The sequence below is a fragment of the Micromonospora sp. URMC 106 genome (genome assembly GCF_051386395.1).
Lineage (GTDB): Bacteria > Actinomycetota > Actinomycetes > Mycobacteriales > Micromonosporaceae > Micromonospora.
Map to the genome: position 1 here is coordinate 1 of NZ_JBPQTP010000083.1, position 22,531 is coordinate 22,531.

The 22,531-nt window shown below is 75.7% G+C and carries 20 protein-coding genes; 5 read left to right on the forward strand and 15 right to left on the reverse strand.

Annotated features, from left to right (window positions below):
* Positions 1–896 precede the first annotated feature (896 nt).
* The 4 genes from ACSNOB_RS22845 to ACSNOB_RS22860 are packed head-to-tail and all read right to left on the reverse strand — an operon-like array spanning position 897 to position 4,491.
* Positions 897–1,364 carry a MaoC family dehydratase gene (locus ACSNOB_RS22845; protein WP_436688488.1) on the reverse strand — a complete coding sequence of 156 codons (468 nt, stop codon included), beginning with the start codon at positions 1,362–1,364 and terminating at the stop codon, positions 897–899.
* Positions 1,361–2,533, reverse strand: coding sequence for an acyl-CoA dehydrogenase family protein (locus ACSNOB_RS22850; RefSeq protein WP_436688489.1), 1,173 nt, complete (start codon positions 2,531–2,533; stop codon positions 1,361–1,363). The genes ACSNOB_RS22845 and ACSNOB_RS22850 overlap by 4 nt, the downstream gene beginning before the upstream one ends.
* Before the next feature lie 34 nt (positions 2,534–2,567).
* Positions 2,568–3,326, reverse strand: coding sequence for a 3-oxoacyl-ACP reductase FabG (gene fabG / locus ACSNOB_RS22855; RefSeq protein WP_436688490.1), 759 nt, complete (start codon positions 3,324–3,326; stop codon positions 2,568–2,570).
* A 16-nt stretch (positions 3,327–3,342) separates the two neighbouring features.
* Positions 3,343–4,491, reverse strand: a complete 1,149-nt coding sequence (locus ACSNOB_RS22860) for an acyl-CoA dehydrogenase family protein (RefSeq protein WP_436688491.1) — start codon at positions 4,489–4,491, stop codon at positions 3,343–3,345.
* Positions 4,492–4,579: 88 nt separating this feature from the next.
* Here ACSNOB_RS22860 and ACSNOB_RS22865 point away from each other — a divergent pair, with 88 nt between their 5' ends.
* The 3 genes from ACSNOB_RS22865 to ACSNOB_RS22875 are packed head-to-tail and all read left to right on the forward strand — an operon-like array spanning position 4,580 to position 7,782.
* Positions 4,580–5,245 (forward strand): TetR/AcrR family transcriptional regulator, encoded by a 666-nt coding sequence (locus ACSNOB_RS22865; RefSeq protein WP_436688492.1) that lies wholly within the window; start codon positions 4,580–4,582, stop codon positions 5,243–5,245.
* A gap of 48 nt (positions 5,246–5,293) precedes the next feature.
* Positions 5,294–6,712 carry an aldehyde dehydrogenase family protein gene (locus tag ACSNOB_RS22870; protein WP_436688493.1) on the forward strand — a complete coding sequence of 473 codons (1,419 nt, stop codon included), beginning with the start codon at positions 5,294–5,296 and terminating at the stop codon, positions 6,710–6,712.
* On the forward strand, positions 6,709–7,782 hold the full coding sequence (locus tag ACSNOB_RS22875) for an alcohol dehydrogenase catalytic domain-containing protein (RefSeq protein ID WP_436688494.1): 1,074 nt from the start codon (positions 6,709–6,711) through the stop codon (positions 7,780–7,782). The genes ACSNOB_RS22870 and ACSNOB_RS22875 overlap by 4 nt, the downstream gene beginning before the upstream one ends.
* A 93-nt stretch (positions 7,783–7,875) precedes the next feature.
* On the opposite strand, the gene ACSNOB_RS22880 is transcribed toward ACSNOB_RS22875, so the two are convergent.
* Positions 7,876–8,796, reverse strand: a complete 921-nt coding sequence (locus ACSNOB_RS22880) for a DUF5937 family protein (protein ID WP_436688495.1) — start codon at positions 8,794–8,796, stop codon at positions 7,876–7,878.
* Between the two features lie 144 nt (positions 8,797–8,940).
* Between ACSNOB_RS22880 and ACSNOB_RS22885 the strand changes: the two genes are divergently transcribed.
* On the forward strand, positions 8,941–9,435 hold the full coding sequence (locus tag ACSNOB_RS22885) for a tetratricopeptide repeat protein (RefSeq protein WP_436688496.1): 495 nt from the start codon (positions 8,941–8,943) through the stop codon (positions 9,433–9,435).
* A gap of 7 nt (positions 9,436–9,442) precedes the next feature.
* On the opposite strand, the gene ACSNOB_RS22890 is transcribed toward ACSNOB_RS22885, so the two are convergent.
* The 5 genes from ACSNOB_RS22890 to ACSNOB_RS22910 form a co-directional block, all read right to left on the reverse strand.
* Positions 9,443–12,184, reverse strand: coding sequence for a LuxR C-terminal-related transcriptional regulator (locus ACSNOB_RS22890; protein WP_436688497.1), 2,742 nt, complete (start codon positions 12,182–12,184; stop codon positions 9,443–9,445).
* Positions 12,185–12,267: 83 nt separating this feature from the next.
* Entirely contained in the window at positions 12,268–12,879 is a 612-nt protein-coding gene (locus ACSNOB_RS22895) for a TetR/AcrR family transcriptional regulator (protein ID WP_393112504.1), read from the reverse strand.
* 47 nt (positions 12,880–12,926) lie between these two features.
* Positions 12,927–14,159, reverse strand: coding sequence for an acyl-CoA dehydrogenase family protein (locus ACSNOB_RS22900; RefSeq protein ID WP_436688498.1), 1,233 nt, complete (start codon positions 14,157–14,159; stop codon positions 12,927–12,929).
* Positions 14,160–14,324: 165 nt separating this feature from the next.
* A complete protein-coding gene (locus ACSNOB_RS22905; protein ID WP_436688499.1) occupies positions 14,325–15,131 on the reverse strand; it encodes an SDR family NAD(P)-dependent oxidoreductase in 807 nt (268 codons plus the stop codon).
* A complete protein-coding gene (locus ACSNOB_RS22910) occupies positions 15,128–15,898 on the reverse strand; it encodes an SDR family oxidoreductase (RefSeq protein ID WP_436688500.1) in 771 nt (256 codons plus the stop codon). The genes ACSNOB_RS22905 and ACSNOB_RS22910 overlap by 4 nt, the downstream gene beginning before the upstream one ends.
* 137 nt (positions 15,899–16,035) lie before the next feature.
* Here ACSNOB_RS22910 and ACSNOB_RS22915 point away from each other — a divergent pair, with 137 nt between their 5' ends.
* Positions 16,036–17,256, forward strand: coding sequence for an acetyl-CoA C-acetyltransferase (locus ACSNOB_RS22915; protein WP_436688501.1), 1,221 nt, complete (start codon positions 16,036–16,038; stop codon positions 17,254–17,256).
* 95 nt (positions 17,257–17,351) lie between these two features.
* Here the strand turns inward: ACSNOB_RS22915 and ACSNOB_RS22920 are convergent, their stop codons facing one another.
* The 5 genes from ACSNOB_RS22920 to ACSNOB_RS22940 all read right to left on the reverse strand — a co-directional run bounded on the left by ACSNOB_RS22920 (position 17,352) and on the right by ACSNOB_RS22940 (position 22,381).
* Positions 17,352–18,635 carry an ABC transporter substrate-binding protein gene (locus tag ACSNOB_RS22920; RefSeq protein ID WP_436688502.1) on the reverse strand — a complete coding sequence of 428 codons (1,284 nt, stop codon included), beginning with the start codon at positions 18,633–18,635 and terminating at the stop codon, positions 17,352–17,354.
* Positions 18,636–18,707: 72 nt separating this feature from the next.
* The gene (locus tag ACSNOB_RS22925; RefSeq protein WP_436688503.1) at positions 18,708–19,820 is read right to left on the reverse strand and encodes a branched-chain amino acid ABC transporter permease; all 1,113 of its coding nucleotides are present in this window, start codon (positions 19,818–19,820) and stop codon (positions 18,708–18,710) included.
* Positions 19,817–20,695, reverse strand: coding sequence for a branched-chain amino acid ABC transporter permease (locus ACSNOB_RS22930; RefSeq protein ID WP_436688504.1), 879 nt, complete (start codon positions 20,693–20,695; stop codon positions 19,817–19,819). Before ACSNOB_RS22930 ends, ACSNOB_RS22925 begins: the two co-directional genes overlap by 4 nt.
* 27 nt (positions 20,696–20,722) lie before the next feature.
* A complete protein-coding gene (locus ACSNOB_RS22935; RefSeq protein ID WP_393112438.1) occupies positions 20,723–21,445 on the reverse strand; it encodes an ABC transporter ATP-binding protein in 723 nt (240 codons plus the stop codon).
* 150 nt (positions 21,446–21,595) lie between these two features.
* Positions 21,596–22,381 (reverse strand): ABC transporter ATP-binding protein, encoded by a 786-nt coding sequence (locus tag ACSNOB_RS22940; RefSeq protein WP_436688505.1) that lies wholly within the window; start codon positions 22,379–22,381, stop codon positions 21,596–21,598.
* Positions 22,382–22,531: the final 150 nt, after the last annotated feature.

Below are 22,531 nucleotides of genomic sequence, written 5' to 3' on the forward strand. Positions count from 1 at the left end.
CCGTCACGGCACGCGGGCCAGGCGGGGGACGGCGAGCAGCCCCAATCCCGCCGACGACGTTGGCCGGATCGGCCCGTGGCCGGCCGGGCGGGTCGCACGCGGGCGATTCGCCTCGACGCCGTCCCGCGGCGGCCGGGCACGCACCGCGACGGCCGGGTACGCACCGCGACGGCCGTCGGAGCCGGACCGCCGGGGAGCCGGGGAGCCGGGCCGCGACGAACCACTCCGCCGGCGCGCCCCGCGGCGAGCGCGAGCCGGACGCCGTCCGCACGATCCGACGGCGCGGGCTCCTCGGCCGCCGGCGAGAACCCGGACGGACAGCCCGTTCGGCGGCACGGCCACGGTGTTCACGGACGACCCGCTGCTCGCCCCACCCGCGTACCGTTCGCACGTCTCGTCGCCTGACGCCCCCGAGGTCGCCGGCGTCCCTCGGGAGGGGACGGGCGTGGCCCGGGCTGGGGCGCCGGGCCACGTCCGCGCACCGATGGGTCAGCCCCAGCTTGGCTCGCGCCGCATGCTGTACACCCCCATCCCCCCGTCGGATCGTGCGACGAGGGTCGCCCGGCGGCCATGACGTTTCCTTGCCATTCGCCGGACATGCCCCGGCCGCGCCCACCGGCGGCGTCGACGCGGTGGCGTGCCGGCTGCCGGGCGCGGCGAAGATCCACACCCCCGGCGCGCCTGGCCCGACGTCATGGCGGCCGGCGCACCGGATGGTGGGCCGGCCGGCGCGCCGACCCGCACGAGGCCGCCGCGCTGCCGGTGCAGCCGACACGGCCGGCACGGGCCCGAGGCGGAGCCGGGTCAGCCGACGCGGCCCGAGGGCGGAGCCGGGTCAGCCGACGCGGCCGAGGGCGGAGCCGGGTCAGCCGACGCGGCCCGAGGGCGGAGCCAGGTCAGCCGGCCGCCGGCCCGAGGTAGAGCCGGCTGACGGTCTCGGCGACGCAGACGGGCTTGGCGCCCGCGTCGCACTCCACGGTGACCCCGGTGACCAGCTGCACGCCGCCGTCCACCGGGGACACCCCGGCGATGGTGGCGGTGGCCCGCACCGCGCTGCCCACCGGCACCGGGGCGGGGAACCGGACCCGGTTGAGCCCGTAGTTGACCCCCATCCGCACCCCCCGCACCCGGTAGAGCCGGCCGACCAGCGCCGGCAGCAGGGACAGGGTGAGGAAGCCGTGGGCGATCGTGCCGCCGTAGGGGCCGGCGGCGGCCCGCTCCGGGTCGAGGTGGATCCACTGGTGGTCGTCGGTGGCGTCGGCGAAGAGGTCGACGCGGCTCTGGTCGATCCGCTGCCAGTCGCCCGGGCCGAGGGTCTCGCCGACCGCGGCGGTCAGCTCGTCGAGGGAGGCGAAGATCCTCATGCCAGGTGCCCGCCCAGCTTGGTGTAGCCGCGCAGCAGGTCCCGCGCGATGATCAGCCGCTGCATCTCGTCGGTGCCCTCGAAGATCCGGTAGAGCCGGACCTGCCGGTACCAGCGCTCGATGGGCAGCTCCCGGGTGTATCCCATGCCGCCGTGGATCTGGAGCACCCGGTCGACCACCCGGTTGACCATGCCGGCGCCGTAGAGCTTCGCCATCGACGAGGCGTGCCGGGGATCCATCCCCTGGTCCACCGTCCAGGCGGCCCGCAGGATGAGCCACCGGGCCGCTTCCAGCTCGGTCTCGGAGTCGGCGATCATCCACTGGATCGCCTGGTTCTCGCCGATCGGCCGGCCGAACGTGTGCCGGGTGTTGGCGTGCTCGACGGCCATCCGCAGGGCCCGTTCGGCGATGCCGACCGCGTGCGAGGGGATGGTGTAACGACCCTTGCCGATCCACTCCATCGCGAGGGCGAAGCCCTGGCCCGGCTCGCCGAGGATGTTGCGCTCCGGCACCCGGACGTCGGAGAAGATCAGCGATGCGGGCCCACCCTCGCCCATCGTCGGGATGAACTCCGACCGCCAGCCCATCGACCGGTCCACCAGGAAGGCGGTGGCGCCGCCGTTGCGGGCGCCCTTCTCCCGGTCGGTCACGGCGATCACGATGGCGAAGTCCGCCTCGTTGCCGCCGGTGATGAAGGTCTTCTCGCCGTTGAGGACCCAGTCGCCGCCGTCGCGGCGGGCGCTGAGCCGGATGTTGGCCGCGTCGGAGCCGGCGCCCGGCTCGGTGATCGCGAAGCAGCTGCGCCGCTCGCCCTCGATGGTCGGGAGCAGGAACTCCCGCTTCTGCTCCTCGTTGGCGCGGAACAGGATGTTGTCGGCCTCGCCGCCGAACCGGAACGGCACGAACGAGCGGCCGATCTCGGTCCAGATCAGCGACTGGGTGACGGCCGGCAGGTCCATGCCGCCGTACTCCTCGGGGGTGGCGAGGCCCCAGAAGCCGAAGGCGCGCGCCTTGAGCTGCAACTCGCGCAGCTCGCCGGGCTCCAGCCCGGGCCGGTGCTCGCGTTCCCGCCGGAGCAGCTCCTGCTCCAGCGGCACCACCTCCCTGGCGATGAAGTCGCGGGCGGTGTCGCGGATGGCCCGCTCGGTGTCGGACAGCGCGAAGTCCATGTCCCCTCCGGTTCCGTGAGGTGCTACGCGCGACTCAGCGCGCGCCGCCGTTGACGTACAGGGTCTGGCCGCTGACGTACGAGGCGTCGTCGCTGGCCAGGAAGGCGATCACCGAGGCGATCTCGGCCGGTTGGGCGACCCGGCGCAGCGGGGTGTGCTCGGCGACCATCCGCTGGTGCTCCTCCGGGCTGCTGCCCACCCGCTCGGCGGTGGCGGCGGTCATCGCGGTCGCCACGTAACCGGGGGCGACGGCGTTCACCGTGACGTTGAACGGGCCCAGCTCGATGGCGAGGGTGGCGGTCAGACCCTGCACGCCGGCCTTGGCCGCCGCGTAGTTGACCTGCCCGCGGTTGCCGAGGGCGGAGCGGCTGCTGAGGTTGACGATCCGCCCGTAACGAACCTCGACCATGTGCCGCTGCGCCGCCTGGCAGCAGAGGAACATGCTCGTCAGGTTGGTGGTCAGCACCGCCTCCCAGGCCGGTAGGGGCATCTTGAACAGCAGGTCGTCGCGGGTGATGCCGGCGTTGTTGACCAGCACGTGCAGCCCGCCGTACGTCTCGACCACGCGGTCGGTCGTCGCGGCGACCGCGTCGGGGTCGGTCACGTCGCAGCCGATGCCGACGGCCCGGCCGCCGGCCGCGGTGATCTCGTCGGCGACGGCCCGGCTGCGCTCCGCGTCGAGGTCGACCACGGCGACGGCCGCGCCCTCGGCGGCCAGCCGGTGTGCGGTGGCGGCGCCGATGCCCCGCGCGGCGCCGGTGACGACGGCGACCCGGTCGGCGAATCTGGTCACGGTTGCTCCCTGGGGGTCAGAAGGCGTTCACGCCGGTGAGCGCGCGGCCGATGAGGAGGTGCTGGATCTGGCTGGTGCCCTCGTAGAGGGTGGCGACGCGGGCGTCGCGCAGGTACTTGCCGACCGGGTACTCGTCGATGTAGCCGTATCCCCCGAAGACCTGGACGGCGTTGTCGGCGGCACGGACGGCGGCCTCGCTGGCGAAGAGCTTGGCCATGGACGCCTCGGTGGCGAACGGCTCGCCCCGGTCGATGAGGTCGGCCACCCGCCACACCAGTAGCCGCGCGGCGGCGGTGTCGACGGCGATGGTGGAGAGCAGTTGCTGCACGAGCTGGTGGCCGGCGATGGGCTTGCCGAACTGGGTGCGCTGTCCGGCGTAGGAGACCGCGGCGTCGAGACAGCCCTGGGCGATGCCGACGCAGCCGGCGGCCACCGACATCCGGCCCTTGGCGAGGGCGCCGAGGGCCAGCCGGAAGCCGGCGCCCTCCTCGCCCAGGCGCGCCGAGTCGGGCACCCGTACGTCGTCGAAGCGCAGCTCGCCGGTGGCCTGCCCACGCAGGCCCAGCTTGCCGTGGATCTCCCGGCGCGTCAGGCCGGCGGCCTCGGTGGGCACGAGGAACGCGGTGATGCCGCGGTGCCCCGACCCGCCGGTGCGGGCGAAGACCAGCGCGACGTCGGCGGTGGTGCCGTTGGTGATGAACATCTTCGCGCCGGTGATCAGCCAGTCGCCGCCGTCGCGGACCGCCCGGGTGCTCAGCGCGGCGGCGTCCGAGCCGCTGTCCGGCTCGGTCAGCGCGAAGCAGCCGAGCGCGGCGCCGGAGCAGAGCCGGGGCAGCCACTGCGCCCGCTGCTCCGGGGACCCGTGCGCGGCGACGGACTTGGCGACCAGGCCGAGCGAGACCGAGACGATGCCCCGCACGGACGAGTCGCCCCGCCCCAGTTCCTCCAGGACCAGGCAGTAGGAGAGGTGGTCGCCGCCCGATCCGCCGTCGTCCTCGCCGATGGTCAGCCCGAGGAAGCCGAGCCGACCGAGCTTGCCCACGACGTCCGGGTCGACCGACTCCCGCCGGTCCCAGGCCGCCGCGTGCGGCCGCACCTCCCGGTCCACGAAGTCGGCGGCGAGCCGGCGGACCGCGACGTGCTCGGCGGAGAGCTGAAGGTCCATGCGGCATAAACTAGCGGTGCAAGTTTAATTCCGTCCAGACCCCGTGTGGCAGAGTCTGCGGCGGACCCACCCCGAGGAGGAGGAACGGATGCCCCGGCCACGGCAGGCGCTGCTCAGCCGGCAGCGGATCGTCGAGGCCGCCGCCGCGCTGATCGACGCCGAGGGGCTGGAGGGCTTCTCCACCCGCCGGCTCGCCGCCGAACTCGGGGTGCGGGGCCCGTCGCTCTACAACCACTTCGCCACGAAGGACGAGATCCTCGACGCGGTCGCCGACAGCATCACCGGCCAGGTGGACGTGTCGTTCTTCGGCCACGTCGACTGGCGGGAGGCGCTGCGCCGGTGGGGCCACTCCTACCGCGCGGCACTGGCCGCGCACCCGAACATCGTGCCGTACCTGGCCCGGGGGCCGGGGCGGCGGCCGGCCGCGCTGGCCATGGCCGACGCCGTCTACGGCGGACTCGTCGCCGCCGGGTGGCCGCCGGCCCGGGCCACCCACATCGGCGCGCTGATGCGCTACTTCGTGGCCGGCTCGGCACTCGGGTCGTTCGCCCGGGGCTTCGTCGAGGACCCGGGGCTGTACGCGGAGCAGTACCCGCACCTGACCCAGGCCCACCGGCTGGCCGAGCACCAGCAGCAGGTGGACGAGGGGGCGTTCGCCCTCGGCCTCGACGCGCTCATCGACGGGCTGTCGCGCACGTACGAGGCACACATCGGCCCGCTGCCACCCCTCCCGCCGGACGTCGCGGCGTACTAAGGTCAAAACTTGCACTGCTAGTTTCGGCCGACGTACGTGAGGGGCGCGATGGATCTCGCACGGACCGCCTTCTACCTGGACGGACAGTGGGTCACCGCCGGATCCGGGGAGACCGTGGCGGTGCGGAACCCGGCCACCGAGGAGGTCGTCGCGACCGTGCCGGCCGGCACGGCGGCCGACGTCGACCGGGCCGTCGCGGCGGCCCGGGCCGCCTTCCCCGGCTGGGCAGACACCGCGCCCGCCGACCGGGCGGCGCGCCTGGACCGGCTGCACGCCGCGCTGACCGCCCGGGCCGAGGAGATCGCCCGCACCGTCGCGCTGGAACTCGGCACCCCGCTGAAGGTGGCCACCCGGGTCCAGGCGGGCCTGCCGCTCGCCGTCCTGCACAGCTACGTCGAGCTGGCCGCCCGGCCGCCGGTCGACGAGACCGTCGGCAACTCGCTGGTGGTCCGGGAGCCGGTCGGCGTGGTCGGGGCGATCACCCCGTGGAACTACCCGCTGCACCAGGTCGTGGCGAAGCTGGCCCCCGCCCTGGCCGCCGGCTGCACGGTGGTGCTCAAGCCCAGCGAGCTGACGCCGCTCACCGCGTACCTGCTGTTCGAGGCGATCCACGAGGCCGGTTACCCGCCCGGGGTGGTCAACCTGGTCACCGGCACCGGCCCGGTGGTGGGCGAGGCGATCGCCGCGCACCCGGACGTGGACATGGTCTCCTTCACGGGCTCGACCGCCACCGGCCGGCGGATCTCCCACCTCGCCGCCGACCGCATCGCCCGGGTCGCCCTGGAGCTGGGCGGCAAGTCGGCCAACGTCGTCCTCGACGACGCCGACCTGGCCACGGCGGTGAAGGTGGGGGTCGGCAACGCGTTCCTCAACTCCGGCCAGACCTGCACCGCCTGGACCCGGATGCTGGTGCACCGCGGCCGCTACGACGAGGCGTTGGACCTGGCCGCCAGGGCCACGGCGGGCTACCGGCTCGGCGATCCGTTCGACCCGGCCACCCGGCTCGGCCCGCTCGTCTCGGCCGCGCAGCGGGAACGGGTCGACGGCCACGTCGCCCGAGGGCTGGCCGACGGGGGCCGGCTGGTCGCCGGCGGGCCGGAGGCCCCGCTGCCCGAGCGCGGCTTCTTCGTCGCGCCGACGGTGATCGCCGACGTCGACCCGGACAGCGCCCTGGCCCAGGAGGAGGTCTTCGGCCCGGTGCTCGCGGTCATCCCGTTCGACGACGAGGACGAGGCGGTGGCCATCGCCAACAACTCCCGGTACGGACTGGCCGGGGCGGTCTGGTCGGCCGACGCCGAGCGGGCGCTGCGGGTGGCCCGGCGGCTGCGTACCGGCGCCGTCGACATCAACGGCGCCCCCTTCAACCCGCTCGCCCCGTTCGGCGGCTACAAGCAGTCCGGCCTCGGCCGCGAGCTGGGCCGCTACGGGCTCGACGAGTTCCTGCAGACCAAGGCCATCCAGCGGTGAGGGCGCTCGTCGCCCGGGCGGTGGGCGAGCCGTTGCGGGTGGAGGAGGTGGACCTGCCCGCGCCCGGGCCGGGTGAGGTGCGGGTGGACATTCGGGCCGCGGGGGTCTGCCACTCCGACCTGTCCATGGTCGACGGCACCATCGCCCCGCCGTACCCGCTGGTGCTGGGCCACGAGGCCGCGGGCGTGGTGACCGAGGTCGGCGACGGCGTCTCCCGCGTCGCGCCCGGCGCGCACGTGGTGCTGAACTGGGCCCCGCCGTGCCGGCGGTGCTGGTACTGCGGGCACGGCGAGCCGTGGCTCTGCGAGCGCTCCGGGACGCCCGCGGCCGCCCGGGGCCGGACGGCGGCCGGCGAGCCGCTGCACGTCACGCTCGGCCTCGGCGCGCTCGCCGACGCGGTGGTGGTGGCGCAGGACGCGGTGATCCCGGTGCCGGCGGAGCTGCCGTTCGAGGCCGCCGCGCTGCTGGGCTGCGCGGTGCTCACCGGCGCCGGCGCGGTGCGCCGCACCGCGCGGGTGGCCCCCGGCGACTCGGTGGCCGTCATCGGCCTCGGCGGGGTGGGGCTGTCGGCGGTCTCCGCCGCGCGGGCGGCCGGCGCGGATCCGGTGCTCGCCGTCGACGTCTCGCCGGGCAAGGCGGAGCTGGCCGGCGCCGCGGGCGCCACCGAGTTCCTGCTCGCCGACGAGTCGGTCAACCGGGCGATCCGCGAACGGACCGCGGGCCGGGGCGTCGACCACGCGCTGGAGTGCGTGGGGCGCAGCGCCACCATCCGTACGGCCTGGCGGGCCGCCCGGCGCGGGGGCCAGGTGATCGTGGTCGGCATGGGCGCCAGGGACGACGTGGTGGGCCTCAGCGCGCTGGACATCTTCCACTCGGCGCGGACGCTGCGCTCCTCGGTCTACGGCTCGTCCGATCCGGACCGGGACGTGCCCGAGCTGGCCCGGGCCGTGCTCGACGGCGCCCTCGACCTCACTCCCCTGATCACCGGCCGGTGCGACCTGGACGGCGCGGCGGCGGCGTTCGACCGGATGGCGCGCGGCGAGGGCGCACGGACAGTCGTGCTGCCCTGATGCCGCCCGCCTGCTCCCCTCCCCGCGTCCCGTCCGTCCTCGCCGTCCCAGGCCGGACGGCCACCGTCGGCCGCCCGGAGCCCGTCGCGAGTGTCAGGTGGTCCGGTTGAGGATCGCGGCGCCCAGGGGCGTTCTGCGGTAACGGATCTCGTGCCCGTAGCGCTGCCCCACCACCAGGCCGGCGTCGCGGAGCACCGTCAGATGCTGGGACACGGTACCGGCTGCGAGCGCGTGCCGGTGGGCCAGCACGGTGGTGCTGGCCGGCTCGGCCAACCCGGCCAGCAGGATCGCGCGGCTTCGCCCGATCAGGCGTCCCACCGCCGCCAGCTCTCCTGTCTGCGGCGATTGCCACAGGGCACCCACGCCACGGGCGGGATAGATCACCGTGGGTTGCCACGGCGGGTCCAGGATCACCAGGACCTGATCGAACTTGAACGCACTCGGGATCAGCAGCAGGCCCTCGCCGGCCAGCCGGCGGTGTTCGTCGCCGCCGCCGGCGCGGATGAGCACGCCGTCGCGCCACCGTAGCTGGGGGTGCAGCTCGGCGAAGAGGCGGTCCAGGCCGCCTTCCGCGAGCCGGCGACTCTGGTGAGCCACGTCGGCGTCGAGCAGGGCGCGCACCTTCGGCCACACCGGCTCGATCACCTCCCGCCAGACGTCCCGGATCACTCCGGTCAGCAGGGACAGCGCCTCGGCCGGGTCGCCCAGCAGTCTGCGCCCGACCTCGGTGTCCGCCGCACCGCGCGTCTCGCGCAGCGAGCGGGCGATGTCCCCCGCCACCCGGTCGAGCGGAGTCGCCTCGATCCGCGCGAGTTCGTCCTCGAAGCGGGGGTGGGCGGTGGTGGGCGGCGGGGACAGGAAGTCCGGGCTGTAGCCGCGGCGTGGTTGCAGCAGCGTCACCGGCCGCAGGTCGAGCGCGTCCAGCCGGTCCTTGATCGACTCGAGGAAGCCGTGATGGTGGCCGGGGAGGTCCTCGGGTGTGGTCAGGCGGATGGCTTCGATCGTCTCCAGCACCGGCGACACCGCGAAGCGGCAGCGCATCAGGTCGGCCGGGCTGAGGCGCAGGGTGATCGCGATGGTCGGCTCCGGAGGGCGCAGTGATTCGGGGAGGGCCGAATCATTGGCGGAGAGCCTACCGGCCCGAGCAATATCTCGGCCATGACGATCACACCTGACTGGGAACGGCGCAGCGCCGAACTGTGGGCCACCATCGACGACCACGACCCCGAGGAGTTCCGCGAGCGGGTCGAGGCGCTCGCCGCCGAGCTCCCGGAAGGCGACCCCGTGGCGGCCTTCGAGCGGGCCTGCGCCTTCGACTCCACCGGCCACCCCGACAAGGCCGTGCCCTTGTACCGGGCGGCGCTGGCCGGCGGGATCTCCGGCATCCGCCGCCGGCGCTCGGTGATCCAGTTAGCCAGCTCGCTGCGCAACATCGGGCGGGCCCAGGAGTCCGTCGACCTGCTGACGGCCGAGCGGCAGCAGCCCTCCGACGAGCTCGACGACGCGGTCAGCGCCACGTTGGCGCTGGCCCTGACCAGCGTCGGTCGCGAGCGGGAGGCGGTCGCCGTCGCCGTCGCCGCGCTCGCTCCCCACCTGCCCCGCTATCAGCGCTCCATGGCCAACTACGCCCGACTGTTGCTGGAGCGGGACTGACCCGGTCCTAGGACAGCGCCCGGGCCAGCTCGGTACGGGACCGGATGCCGAGCCGGTGGAAGATGTTGCGCAGGTGGTGGTCGACGGTACGGGTGGAGAGGAACATCCGGGCGGCGATCTCCCGGTTGGTGGCGCCCTCGGCGACCAGCTGCGCGATCCGCAACTGCTGGCCGGTGAGCAGCCGGGCCGCCGACAGGTCCGGCCCGCCCACGGACTCGCCGGCCGCCCGCAGCTCCGTGGTGGCCTGCTCGGCCCAGGCCGCCAGGCCGAGCAGGCCGAAGCTCTCCCGGGCGGCGTGCAGGTGCTCGCGGGCGTCCCGGGGGCGGCGGCTGCGGCGCAGCTCGCGGCCGAGGAGCAGCTCGGTGCGGGCCCGCTCGAAGGCGTCGGCGTCCGCCGGGTGCAGCCGCAAGGCGTCGCGGAACCCGCGCTCGGCCTCGGCGCTGCCCCGGGGCGCGAGCAGCGCGTGGCAGCGCGCCGACAGGGCCCGGCGGGACGGGCTGGCGGTGCTGCTGGCCCAGCGGTCGAAGACGGCGAGCGCGGCGGGGGGGGGGGGGGGGGGGGGGGGGGGGGGGGGGGGGGGGCGGGGGGCCGCCTCCACCAGGTACGGGGTGGCCATCACCTGGATCAGCACCTGCCCCCGGCCGGTGCCCGGCCGGGCCAGCGCGGTCAGCCGCGCCGTCGCGGCGGCGTGCCGGCCGTCGACCAGGTCGAGCACCGCGAGGGCCCACTGCGCCAGGGCGCGCGGCCGGCTGTGCGGGGCCGGCCCCTCGCCGATCTCCCGGATCCGCCGCAGGCTGGCGTCCCGGTCGGCCCGTACGGCCGCCAGCACCGCCAGCATGCCCAGGTGGACGCCGGCGGAGTTGACCTGACCGGTGTCCCGGGCGACGCGCAGGCCCTCCCGGGAGCTGTCCGCCGCGGCCTCGTGCCGGCCGAGCCAGTACTCGGCGATCGCGCGCAGCTCCAGCGCCCGGGACAGGACCGACAGCTCGCCGCCGGCACGCGCCAGCTCGACGGCGCGCCCGGCGAGCCGGTGGGCGGCGTTGTCCACCGCGACCATCAGGCCGGCCATCGTGGCGCAGGTCAGGGCGGTCGGGGTGAGCGCCGGCCCGGTCAGCCGGTTGCCGAGGACGACGGCCCGCCGCAGCGCGGGTCCGCCCCGCTCGTGGTCGCCGCGCAGTGTCGCGGCCACGCCGGTGACCAGTGAGGTCATCAGCTCCGCGGCGGGCGGGTCCCCGGCTCGGCGCAGCGTCGACACCCGGCGCGCCACCTCGGCGTACCGGTACTGGTCGCCGGCGAAGCAGACCGCCTCGCCGGCCCGCACCAGCGCGCCGAGGGCGGCGAGGCGGTCGACGCCGCAGACCGCCTCGGCGGCGGCGAGCAGCGTGGTCGAGGCGACCGAGGGCGAGCCGCACCGCAGCTCCAGCTCGCCGCGGAGCAGCTCGGCCCGGCCGGCCACGGCGGGGTCGGCCCGGTCTGCCGGCAGCCCGGCCAGCAACCGGCGGGCCCGCTGCGGCCGGCCGGCCGTCCAGGCGTGGCGGGCGGCGGCCACCAGGCGGGCGGCGGCGTGCCGCGGTTCGGCGCTCAGCTCGGCGGCGCGGTGCAACGCCGCCGCTGCGGTCTCCCCGGCCGAGCGGGCGGCCGCCTCCTCCAGTTCCGCCGCGAGCGCCGGGTCCGGGCCCTCGGCCGCGGCGGCGAGGTGCAGGGCCCGGCGCAGCCGCTGCCCGGGGCCGTCGAGCACGCCCGCGAGCAGCAGGTGGGCCGCGCGCCGCTCGGCCAGCGGCGCGCCGTCGACGATCACGGCCCGGGCCGGTGGCTGGGGCAGGGCGACCCGCCCGGGGCCGACCCGGACCAGACCGGCGGCCTCCGCCGGGGCGAGGGCCTCGACCGTCGCGCCGGCGGCGCGTGCCGCCCGCACCAGCGTGGCCGGGTCGCCGTCCTCGTCGAGCGCGGCGAGCAGCAGCACGCGCCGGGTCACGGCCGGCAGCCGGTCCAGGCGGGCCCGGTACCCACGACCCAGCGCCCCGTCGACCGGCGGCGCCTCGGGCAGCGGCTCGTCGCCCCGGCACTGACCCGGCGTGAGCACCTCGGCGAGGTCGACCAGGGCCTGCGGATTGCCGCCGGCCACCGCGGTCAGCGCGGACGCCACCGCCGGCGCTACCCCCGGCGCCCGGTCGGCGAGCAGGGCCGCGCCCGCGCGCTCGTCGAGGGGCGGCAGCGCGTGCTGGGGCACCCCGCCGACCACGGCGTCGGCCCCCGCGGTGAGCAGGACGGCGACGGGCAGGTGGCGCAGCCGCCGGGCCACGAAGCCCAGCACGTCCGCGGTCGGCCGGTCGCCCCGGTCGACGTCGTCCACGGTGCACAGCAGCGGGCGCTCCCGGGCGGCGACGGCGAGCAGTCCCCGCACCGCCATCGACAGGGCGAGCCGGCGGTGGGCGGGACAGCCCTCCCCGGCCAGCGTCCGGCGCAGCACCCGGCGCTGCGCCTCGGGCAACGCGTCGGCGCGGTCGAGCACCGGGTCGAGCAGGCGTTGCAGCCCCGCGTACGGCAGCGCCGCCTCCTCCGCCAGGCCCGCGCCGGCCAGCACGGTACGGTCCCCGGCGTGCCGGTGTGCGTAGGCGACGAGGGCGCTGCGGCCCGTGCCCGGTTGGCCCCGCAGCAGCAGCGCTCCCCCGGCGTCCGGTCCGCCGTCGAGCAGCCGACGGACGGCCCAGCACTCGGCGTCGCGGCCCCACAGTACGGGTTGTTGCACTGTCGATGCACTAACCATGCATCGAGTGTTACCTATAAGTAACCGGAAGGAAAGAGGTGGCTCCCCCGGCCGGCGGGGACGCCTCAGCCGGCCGCCGCGCCGGCCAGCAGCGCGCCCACCGTGCGGGCCATCACCGCCCTGGCCTGGTCGACGCCCAGCCCCAGCCCGTCGCGCAGCATCGACCAGGCCGGCCACATGCTCGCCGCGACCAACGCGTGCACCAACTGCTCCCGGCCCGGCCCGGCCTGCGCCAGCTCGGCGGCGAAGAGCCGCTCGACCTCGTCGCGGACCCGGGCGATGTGCATGAGCCGGTTGCGGTGCAGCTGCTCGGAGACCGGCTCGCGCATCTGGGCGGCCCGGGCGGACGGTGCGATGAGCTGGAGCAGCCGGGCCCGCTGCCGACAGTACGCGTCGACCCGCTTGGCCAGCGGCAGCGCCGGCGAGATCGGCCGGTACGCGGCGTCCTGCTGGCGGAGCACCTCCGCGCCGCTGGCCTCGAAGAGCGTCTCCATGTCCTTGAAGTTCGTCCAGAGCGTCCGCAGCGAGATGCCCGCCCGCTCGGCGATGCGCTCCCCGGTGGGTCGCAGGTCGCCCTCGGAGATGAGCGCGAGGTGCGCCTCGACGATCGCCGCCCGGGTGCGCGCGGCACGGGCCGCCCGTCCGTCGACCCGGCCCGGCGCCTCGACCCCGCCCATCCGCGCTCTCCCCCTCACCGCTGCCACCTCGCCACCGCCTCGCGAGTCTAGACGCGCGCCGCGTCGCGAACCGGCTGGTGCCGGCGCAGCTCCCGGCGGGCCAGCGACTGCCGGTGCACCTCGTCCGGGCCGTCGGCCAGCCGCAGCGCGCGGGCCCGGACCCAGAGCCCGGCCAGCGGCGTGTCCTGGCTGACCCCCGCGGCCCCGTGCGCCTGGATGGCCCGGTCGATCACCCACTCGGCGGTCGCCGGCACCGCGATCTTGATCGCCTGGATCTCGGTGTGCGCGCCCCGGTTGCCGACGGTGTCCATCAGCCACGCGGTCTTGAGCACCAGCAGCCGGGCCTGCTCGACGCGGACCCGCGCCTCGGCGATCCAGTCGCGGACCACGCCCTGCTCGGCCAGCGGCGCGCCGAACGCGTGCCGGTCGGAGACCCGGCGGCACATCAGCTCGACGGCCCGTTCGGCCATGCCGAGCAGCCGCATGCAGTGGTGCACCCGGCCCGGTCCGAGCCGGGCCTGGGAGATGGCGAAGCCGTCGCCCTCCGCCCCGATCAGGTTGCCCGCCGGCACCCGGACGTCGACGAAGTCGATCTCGGCATGGCCGCCGTGGTCGCTGTCGTCGTACCCGAAGGTCCGCAGGCCCCGGCGGACGGTGACCCCGGGGGTGTCCCGCGGCACCAGGATCTGGCTCTGCTGCCGGCGCCGGGGCGCGGTCGGGTCCGTGCGCCCCATCACGACGAGGATCGCGCAGCGCGGGTTCAGGGCGCCGGTGACGAACCACTTGCGGCCGTTGACCACGTACTCGTCGCCGTCGCGCTCGATGCGGGTGGCGATGTTCGTGGCGTCCGACGACGCGACGGCCGGCTCGGTCATCGCGAACGCCGAGCGGATCCGGCCGTCCAGCAGCGGGGCGAGCCAGCGCTCGCGCTGCGCCGGGCTGCCGAACTGGGCCAGCAGCTCCATGTTGCCGGTGTCCGGCGCCGCGCAGTTCAGCGCGACCGGGGCGAGACCGGGCGACCGGCCGGTGATCTCGGCCAGCGGCGCGTACTGCAGGTTGGTCAGGCCCGCGCCGTGCTCGCCGGGGAGGAAGAGGTTCCACAGGCCGCGGCGGCGGGCCTCGGCCTGGAGCTCGGCGACCACGGGCGGAGCGGCCCACGGGTCGGCCCCCTCGCGCACCTGCTCCTCGAACACCGGCTCGGCCGGGTGGACCCGCTCGGCCATGAACGCGAGCAGGCGCTCGCGTAGCCGCTCGGTGGTCTCGTCGTACCGGAAGTCCATCAGGCGCTCTCCATCCTCTGCGGAAGCGGTGCGGCCACCGGCGGCGGCTCCGCGCCCCCGCCGGGCCCGCCTCCGGACGTCCCGGCGGGACGCGTCCCCCGCCGGCCGGCGCGAGCCGGACCGCCGGGCGGGGCGGGCGGTCCGGGGCCGTCGGGGTCGGGCCGCTCAGCCATGCCGGCGCTGCTCGGCGTCGCGCTGGGTCCGGTTCATCGCGCGCAGCCAGCGGTCCGGGTCGGTGGCGCGGTGGGCGTACCAGGCCGCGACCTCCGGGTGGGGCAGCACCAGGAAGCGGTCGTCGGCCAGCGCCGCGCTGACGCACTCCGCCACCTGCTCGCAGCTGACCGCGGTGGCGTCGAGCAGGGCGGCGCTCGTGTCGTCGGCGGCGGCCAGCATCGGCGTGCGCACCCCCTGCGGGCAGAGCGCCTGGACGGTGATCCCCCGGTGGGCGTAGCTGGCCCGCAACCACTCGGCGAAGGCCAGCGCGGCGTGCTTGGTCACCGAGTAGGGCGCCTTGCCGAGCAGGGTGAGCAGGCCCGCCGCGGAGGCCGTGACCAACAGCCGGCCGCGGCCGGCGGCGAGCCAGTGCGGCAGCAGCTCGCGCGCGGCGAGCACGTGCGCCATCACGTTCACCCGCCAGGCCCGCTCCCACGCCTCGTCGGGGGCGTCGACGCCGCCGCCCGGGGCCACGCCGGCGTTGGCGCAGAACAGGTCGACCGCGCCGAGGCGGTCGCGCGCGAAGCCGACCAGGGCGGCGACCCCGGCGGGATCGGCCGCGTCGCCGGGGCAGGCGTACCCGCCGATGCGCGCCGCCACCGCGCGGGCCGCCGCGGCGTCGAGGTCGTTGACCACCACCCGGGCGCCGTCGGCGGCGAACCGGGCGGCCAGGGCGGCCCCGATGCCGGACCCGGCCCCGGTCACCACCACCCCCGCCCCGGCCACCGTCAGCCCGCGGGACGCGGGCGGCGCGGTCATCCGGCGATCCGGCCGGCGAGGCCGACGCCGCCGTCGAGGACGAGGGTCTGCCCGGTGATCCAGGCGGCGTCGGCGCAGGCGAGGAAGGCGACCGCGCCGGCCACGTCCTCCGGTTCGCCGAGCCGGCCCAGCGGGTACGCCCGGGCGACCTCGTCCTCCCGGCCCTCGTGCAGGGCCGCGGCGAACCGGGTGCGCACCACCGCCGGGGCGACCGCGTTGACCCGGACCGCCGGCGCGAGCTCGACGGCCAGGCAGGCGGTGAGGTGGTTGAGGGCGGCCTTGCTCACGCCGTAGAAGGCGATGCCCGGCGACGCGGTCAGGCCGGCGATCGAGGAGACGTTGACGACGCAGCCGCCCCGATCGGCCATCCCGGCGGCGCAGACCTCCTGCACCCAGCCGAGCGCGCCGACCAGGTTGACGTCGAGGATCTTGCGGGCCGCGGCCAGGTCCAGCTCGGCGAGGGGCCCGTACACCGGGTTGATGCCGACGTTGTTCACCAGGACGTCCACCGGCCCGAACGCCTCGGCGACCAGGCGGACCGCCTCGCGACGGTGCCCGGCGTCGTCGGCCCGACCGGGCACGGCCACGGCGCGGGCGGGGCCGCCCAGCTCGGCGACGGCCTCGGCCAGCGCCTCGGGACGCCGGGCGGTCAGGCCGACCCGGGCTCCCTCGGCGACCAGTCGCCGGGCGACCGCCAGGCCGATCCCGCGGCTGGCCCCGGTGACGAGGGCGACCTGGCCGGACAGCCGGCCTGAATCTGCATTCACAATGCAGATAGTAGAAGTGGCGCGAATGCGCGTCAACGACGGATGCCGATGAGCTTCTCACAATCCGTTGACACGGCCGCCCGAGTAATCGCACCGTCGGTGCAGATATCGACACCGCTCGGGAAAGGACCTCCGCCATGCCGGAAGCCGTCATCGTCGCCGCCGCCCGATCGCCGATCGGGCGGGCACACAAGGGCTCCCTGCGCGACCTGCGCGCCGACGACCTCGCCGCCACGATCGTGCGGGCCGCCCTGGACCAGGTGCCGCAGCTCGACCCGGGCGAGATCGACGACCTGATGCTCGGCTGCGGTCAGCCCGCCGGCGAGCAGGGCCACAACCTCGCCCGGGTGGTGGCCGTCCTGCTCGGGCTGGACCACCTGCCCGGCACGACCGTGAACCGGTACTGCTCGTCGTCGCTGCAGACCACCCGGATGGCGCTGCACGCCATCCGGGCCGGGGAGGGGCACGTCTTCGTCTCGGCGGGGGTCGAGTGCGTCTCCCGGTACGACCGGGGGCGCGCCGACGGGCACCCGGGCAGCGCCAACCCCGCGTTCGCCGACGCCCTGGCCCGCACGGCGGCCCGGGCCGCGGGCGGCGCGCCGGCCTGGCACGATCCGCGCGAGGGTGGCGCGCTGCCCGACGTCTACCTCGCCATGGGGCAGACCGCCGAGAACGTCGCCCACCTGCGCGGGGTGTCCCGGCTCAGCCAGGACGAGTTCGCCGTACGGTCGCAGCTGCTGGCCGAGAAGGCGATCGCCGACGGCTTCTGGGCCCGCGAGATCACCCCGGTGAGCGTGCCCGGCGGCGCGGTGGTGACCGCCGACGACGGGCCCCGCGCCGGGGTGACCCTGGAGGCGGTGGCGGCGCTGCCGCCGGTGTTCCGGCCGGACGGCACGGTGACCGCCGGCAACTGCTGCCCGCTCAACGACGGCGCCGCCGCGCTCGTCGTGATGTCCGACGTGCGGGCCCGCGAGCTGGGCGTGACGCCGCTGGCCCGGATCGTCGCCACCGGCCTGAGCGCGCTCTCCCCCGAGATCATGGGGCTCGGGCCGGTCGAGGCGTCCCGGCAGGCGCTGCGCCGCGCCGGCATGTCCGTCCGCGACGTCGACCTGGTCGAGATCAACGAGGCGTTCGCCGCCCAGGTGCTGCCGAGCGCGCGCGAGCTGGGTGTCGACTGGGACCGGCTCAACGTCAACGGGGGCGCGATCGCGGTCGGCCACCCGTTCGGCATGACCGGTGCCCGCATCACCACCACCCTGATCAACTCGCTGCGCTGGCACGACCAGCAGATCGGGCTGGAGACCATGTGCGTCGGCGGCGGCCAGGGCATGGCGATGATCATCGAGCGGCTGAGCTGACACCGGCCGGGGCGCGCCCCGACCGCACCCGGCCACCGTGGACCGGGCACGGTCGGGGCGCACGCGTGGTCGCCGGCCGCGCCCGGTCCCGGGACTCAGGAGGCCGAGGGGATCCCGTTGGCGGGCGGGGCCACCGGCGCGGCCGCGTACTCGCGCACCGGCCCGTCGCCCTCGTCGGTCTCGTACGTCGGCCCGAAGTAGGCCTGCACGCCCCCGCTGACCCGGCTGAGCCGCTGCCCGCCGTATCCGGAGTGGTCGGTGGCGGAGAAGCGCAGCGGGGCCAGCCCGGGCCCCTGGTAGCCGCCCCTGCCGACCGCCTCCAGCACCGACTCCCGGGTGACGTCCTTGCCCGCGGCCTGGAGGACCTGGACGAAGAGGTAGCCGACCGCCATGCCGTAGACGGTGTTGCCGTCGAACGGCGCGTCCCCGTTGTGCTCCTTGTTGATCCTGGTGAAGAGCTGGATCCACGGGTTGGCGGCGTCGTTCTGCATCGGCAGGTAGTTGGCGCCGATCATGCCCTCCAGCAGCCCCGCGTTCTCGCCGAGCTGCTTGGCCAGGGTCGGGTGGTCGGCGCCGACGTTGGAGACGAGCCACTGCGGCTTGAAGCGGAGCCGGGCGGCGGTGCCGACGGCGAGCGCGGTGAACCCGGGCACGGTGGCGAGGATGACGACCTCGCACCCGGCCGCCTTGAACGCGCCGATCTGGGGCGCCACGTTGGGGTTGCTGGTGACGTACGTCTGCTTGGCCACCACGGCGCCGGCGCCCAGCACCTTCTCCACGCCGACCAGGCTGTCGCGCCCGAAGTCGTCGTCCTGGCCGAGGAAGCACACCTTGCGCCCCGGCAGGCTGGTCTTGACGTGGTGGGCCAGGATCTTGCCCTCCACGGTGTAGTCGGGGTTGAACCCGAACGTGCCCGGATACCGGTCGGGCTGGTCCCAGCTGCGGCTGCCCGAGGCGACGAAGAGGTCGGGCACCCGGTTGCTCTTGAGGAAGTCGAGCACGCCGCTGTGGGTCGGCGTGCCGAGCCCGTTGAGGATCGCGAAGACCTTGTCCTGGAGGACCAGCTGCCGCACCACCTGCTGGGTGTTCGCCGGGTTGTACCCGTCGTCCATCACCTTGTAGGTGATCTTGCGGCCGTGTACCCCGCCGTTGGCGTTGACGTAGTCGAAGTACGCCTTGGTGGCCGGGGCGATCTTGGAGTAGCCGGCCGCCGCCGGGCCGGTGAGCGGCATGTGGGTGCCGACCACGATCTCGGTGTCGGTGACGCCGGGCACCGGCCCGCGGCCTGTCCCGCCGCCGTCGTCACTGCAGCCGGTGGCGGTGACGAGCAGGGCGACGGCGCTGGCGATCGCGAGAGCGCGTCGTGTCGAGGGTGGCATGTGGACACCGACCTTTCCTCGGTCCGGTTTCTGGTGGTGGGGCGGGGGTACGCGTCCGGTGGGACCGGACGTTCAGGAGCGCCGCCCGCCGGGCAGGCGGGCGGCCAGTGCCCGGCCGAGCCGGGCCAGCAGACCCTGCACGCCGCCGGGCGCGGCGATCATGACGACGACCAGCGTCACCCCGAAGATGGCCAGCGGGAGGTTGCCCTCCATCCGCTGCGCCGCCGCCGGGGAGAGGCTGAGCCCCTCGGTCAGGGCGTGGGTGAGATCGGGCAGGGCGACCAGCAGGACGGCACCCCAGACCGCGCCGGTCAGGCTGCCCAGGCCGCCGACGACGACGGCCATCAGCAGGAACAGCGACAGCGTCAGGGAGAACGCCCCCGGCGACACGCTCTGCGCGAGCACCGCGAGCAGGGCGCCGCCGAGGCCGGCGCCGGCGGCGCTGACCACGAACGCGAGCACCTGGGTACGGGCGACGTGGATGCCGGCGAGCCGGGCGGCGACCTCGTCGTCGCGGACCGCCCGGAAGGTGCGGCCGTACCGGCTGCGGACCAGGTTGGCCAGCAGCAGCAGGGCGAGCAGGGTGGCCGCCGCCGCGATCCAGAGCTGCCACCGCTCGTAGGGGAAGTACGGGCCGAGCGCCGCCGGCGGGGGCTCGACCGGCACCGCCAGTCCCTGCTCGCCGTTGAGAACGCCGTCGAAGGTGACGGTAAGCGCCGGCACCACGACCGCGACGGCCAGGGTCACGCCGGCCAGGTACGGACCGCGCAGCCGGGCCGCGGCCACCCCGACCACGGCGCCCACCGCGAGGGCGGCCAGGACGGCGGCGCCCAGTGAGACCGGCAGCAACCAGCCGCCGGTCATCCCGGCGTCGGCGAACGCGTTCTGGCAGAGGGCCACGACGTACGCGCCGGTGGCCATCAGCGCGCCGTGCCCCAGCGACAGCTGCCCGTTGAGGCCCGTCAGCACCGTCAGCCCGGCGGTGGCGCAGAGGTAGGCCGCCACGGTGGCGAGCTGGAAGTTGCGGAACGGCTCCAGCCCGTAGCTGGCCGCCACCAGCAGCAGTGCGGCGACGGCCGCGACGCCGAGGTGGCGCAGCAGTGTCGGGGCGCGGCGGGCGTCGGCCGGACCCGCGCCGGCGGTCGCCCGCGCGCTCGGCGGGGTCGCCGCCCGGGTGGCGGTCACACCCGCCTCGCCGTGACCGGGGCGAACAGCCCGCCCGGGCGGACCAGCAGCACCGCCAGCAGCAGCACCAGCACCGCGAGCGGGGTGAGGTCGCTGCCGGCGTAGCCGCTGACGTAGGAGAGCACCAGCCCGACCGCGAGCCCGCCGACCACCGCACCCGGTGGACTGTCCAGCCCGCCGACCACGGCGGCGGTGAACGCCGAGACGAAGACCAGGTCCATCGCGTGCGGGTGCAGGCCCAGCTCGGTGGGGATGACCAGCATCCCGGCCAGCGCGCCGACGCCGGAGGCCAGCGCCCAGCCGAGGGTGAGCATGCCGCCGACGTTCACCCCGAGCAGCCGGGAGACCTCGGGGGCGAACGCCGCCGCGCGCATCCGCAGGCCCACCGCCGTGCGGGTGAAGGTCCAGGCCAGCCCCACGACCACCACCGCGACCGCCGCGAAGACGAACAGGTCGTACGGCGAGAGCACGGCGACCCCGCCGACGGTCAGCGCGGCCCGGGAGAACGGCGCCTCGGCGGGCCGGAACTCGTTGCCGTAGACCATGCCCAGCACGGCCTGGATCAGCAGCACCAGCCCGAGCGCGACGATCACCGGGTTGAGCGGGGACGCGTGGTCGACGAAGCGCATCACGGCCACGTCGACGACCGCGCCGAGGAGCAACCCGGCGGCCAGCGCGGCCAGGAAGCCCAGCCAGTACGAGCCGGTCGCGGCGGAGACGCCGTAGGCCACGTAGGCGGTGGCGACGGCCATCGCGCCCTGGGCGAAGTTGACGATCCGGGCGGCCCGCCAGATGAGCACCAGGGCCAGCGCGAACGCCGCGTAGACCGCCCCCCTGGACAGGCCGTCGAGGGTGAGGAAGACGAAGCGGTCCAACGGTCCTCCCTTGCGGGGACGAGATGGTCAGAAGCCGAGGTAGGCGTGGCGCAGGTCGGCGTCGTCGCGCAGCCGGTCGGCGGGGGCGGTGGTGACGACCCGCCCCAGGGACATCACCACGCCCTGGTCGGCGATCCAGAGCGCGCTGCGCACGTTCTGCTCGACGAGCAGCACGGTCAGCCCGGTGCGGTCGCGCAGCCGGCGCAGCAGGGCCATGGTCTGGGCCACCACCCGGGGCGCCAGCCCGAGTGACGGCTCGTCGAGCAGCAGCAGCCGGGGGCGGCCCACGAGGGCCCGGCCGAGGGCGAGCATCTGCCGCTCCCCGCCGGAGAGCTGGTGGCCGAGGTGGCGCCGCCGCCGGGCCAGCGGCTCGAACAGCTGGTAGACCTCGTCGAGCGCGCGGGCCGCGTCGGGCCGGTCGCGGCGCCACAGCCCGCCGAGGCGCAGGTTCTCCTCGACCGTCAGCTCGCCGACCACGCCGCGCCCCTCCGGCACGTGTGCCATGCCGCGGCGGACGAGCTGCTCCACGGGGACGCCACGCAGGTCCTCCCCCGCCAGCACCACGCGGCCGGCCGCCGGGCGCAGCATGCCGGAGAGCGCGCGCAGCAGGGTGGTCTTGCCGGCGCCGTTGGCCCCGACCACCGCCGCGATGGTGCCGCGCGCAACGGTGAGGTCGACCTCGTGCAGCACGGGCGCGCCGCCGTAGCCGGCCACCAGCCCGCGCACCACGAGCAGATCCCCGTCGCTCATGCCGGCACTCCGCTTCGCTGCGCGCCGGCATGAGGCACCACCGCACCGATGATTCGCTCGCTCCGCAGGCTCATGCCAGCACTCCGCTTCGCTGCGCGCCGGCATGAGGCACCACCGCACCCAACCCGATGATTCGCTCGCTGCGCTCGCTCATGCCGCGGCCTCGTCGACCTCGGCGCCGAGGTAGGCGTCGGCGACGGCCGGGTCGTCGCGGACCTCGTCGGGGGCGCCGGCGGCGATCACCCGGCCGAAGTCGAGCACGACGATCTCGTCGCAGACGGACATCACCAGGTCCATGTGGTGCTCCACCAGCAACACCGCGCACGGGTCGGTGTCGCGCCGGGGCAGCTCCCGGATCAGCTCCGCCAGCTCGGCGATGTCGTCGGCGCCGAGGCCGCCGGCGGGTTCGTCGAGCAGGAGCAGCCGGGGCCGCGCGGCCAGCGCGCGGGCCAGCGCCACCCGCTGGCGTACGGCGAAGGGCAGGGTGCCCGGCGCGGCGGCGGCGTGCCCGGCGACGCCCAGGCTGTCGAGCACCTCGAGGGCGTGCCGGCGCAGCCGGCGCTCGTCGCGGTCGCTGCGCGGCAGGCCGAGCAGGGCCGGGAGGAATCCGGCTCGGGCCGTGTGGGTGGCGCCGACCATCACGTTCTCCAGCACGGTGAGGCCGGCGAACAGGCCGGTGCCCTGCAGCGTCCGGGCGATGCCCAGCCGGGTCAGGTGGTGGGGGCGGGGTCGCAGCGGACGGCCGTCGAGGGTGAGCGTGCCCTCGTCCGGGGCGACGAAGCCGCAGACGACGTTGAACAGGGTGGTCTTGCCGGCGCCGTTGGGGCCGATGACCCCGACCACCCGGCCGGGGGGCACCCGCAGCGAGACGTCGTCGAGGGCGGTGAGGCCACCGAAGCGCACCCCGATGTGGTGCAGCGCGAGCCCTTGCTCCATCACCCATCCTCGGGATTCGACGACAGTTATTACACTGGGAGTGTACGTTTCTGGGGTCCGTCGTCAATACCTTCGATGCGCCGCCGCGACACGCACTGCGGACTCCACCCCGGCACACGGCGGCCGGCCGGTTTCTGCACCGGCCGGGCA

Excerpts from the sequence above, each read along its gene's own strand:
- ACSNOB_RS22845 (WP_436688488.1), bottom strand. The coding sequence starts at position 1,364 with ATGAGGATCTTCGCCTCCCTCGACGAGCTGACCGCCGCGGTCGGCGAG.
- ACSNOB_RS22850 (WP_436688489.1), bottom strand. The coding sequence starts at position 2,533 with ATGGACTTCGCGCTGTCCGACACCGAGCGGGCCATCCGCGACACCGCC.
- ACSNOB_RS22860 (WP_436688491.1), bottom strand. The coding sequence starts at position 4,491 with ATGGACCTTCAGCTCTCCGCCGAGCACGTCGCGGTCCGCCGGCTCGCC.
- ACSNOB_RS22865 (WP_436688492.1), top strand. The coding sequence starts at position 4,580 with ATGCCCCGGCCACGGCAGGCGCTGCTCAGCCGGCAGCGGATCGTCGAG.
- ACSNOB_RS22870 (WP_436688493.1), top strand. The coding sequence starts at position 5,294 with ATGGATCTCGCACGGACCGCCTTCTACCTGGACGGACAGTGGGTCACC.
- ACSNOB_RS22885 (WP_436688496.1), top strand. The coding sequence starts at position 8,941 with ATGACGATCACACCTGACTGGGAACGGCGCAGCGCCGAACTGTGGGCC.
- ACSNOB_RS22895 (WP_393112504.1), bottom strand. The coding sequence starts at position 12,879 with ATGGGCGGGGTCGAGGCGCCGGGCCGGGTCGACGGACGGGCGGCCCGT.
- ACSNOB_RS22900 (WP_436688498.1), bottom strand. The coding sequence starts at position 14,159 with ATGGACTTCCGGTACGACGAGACCACCGAGCGGCTACGCGAGCGCCTG.
- ACSNOB_RS22905 (WP_436688499.1), bottom strand. The coding sequence starts at position 15,131 with ATGACCGCGCCGCCCGCGTCCCGCGGGCTGACGGTGGCCGGGGCGGGG.
- ACSNOB_RS22915 (WP_436688501.1), top strand. The coding sequence starts at position 16,036 with ATGCCGGAAGCCGTCATCGTCGCCGCCGCCCGATCGCCGATCGGGCGG.
- ACSNOB_RS22920 (WP_436688502.1), bottom strand. The coding sequence starts at position 18,635 with ATGCCACCCTCGACACGACGCGCTCTCGCGATCGCCAGCGCCGTCGCC.
- ACSNOB_RS22935 (WP_393112438.1), bottom strand. The coding sequence starts at position 21,445 with ATGAGCGACGGGGATCTGCTCGTGGTGCGCGGGCTGGTGGCCGGCTAC.
- ACSNOB_RS22940 (WP_436688505.1), bottom strand. The coding sequence starts at position 22,381 with ATGGAGCAAGGGCTCGCGCTGCACCACATCGGGGTGCGCTTCGGTGGC.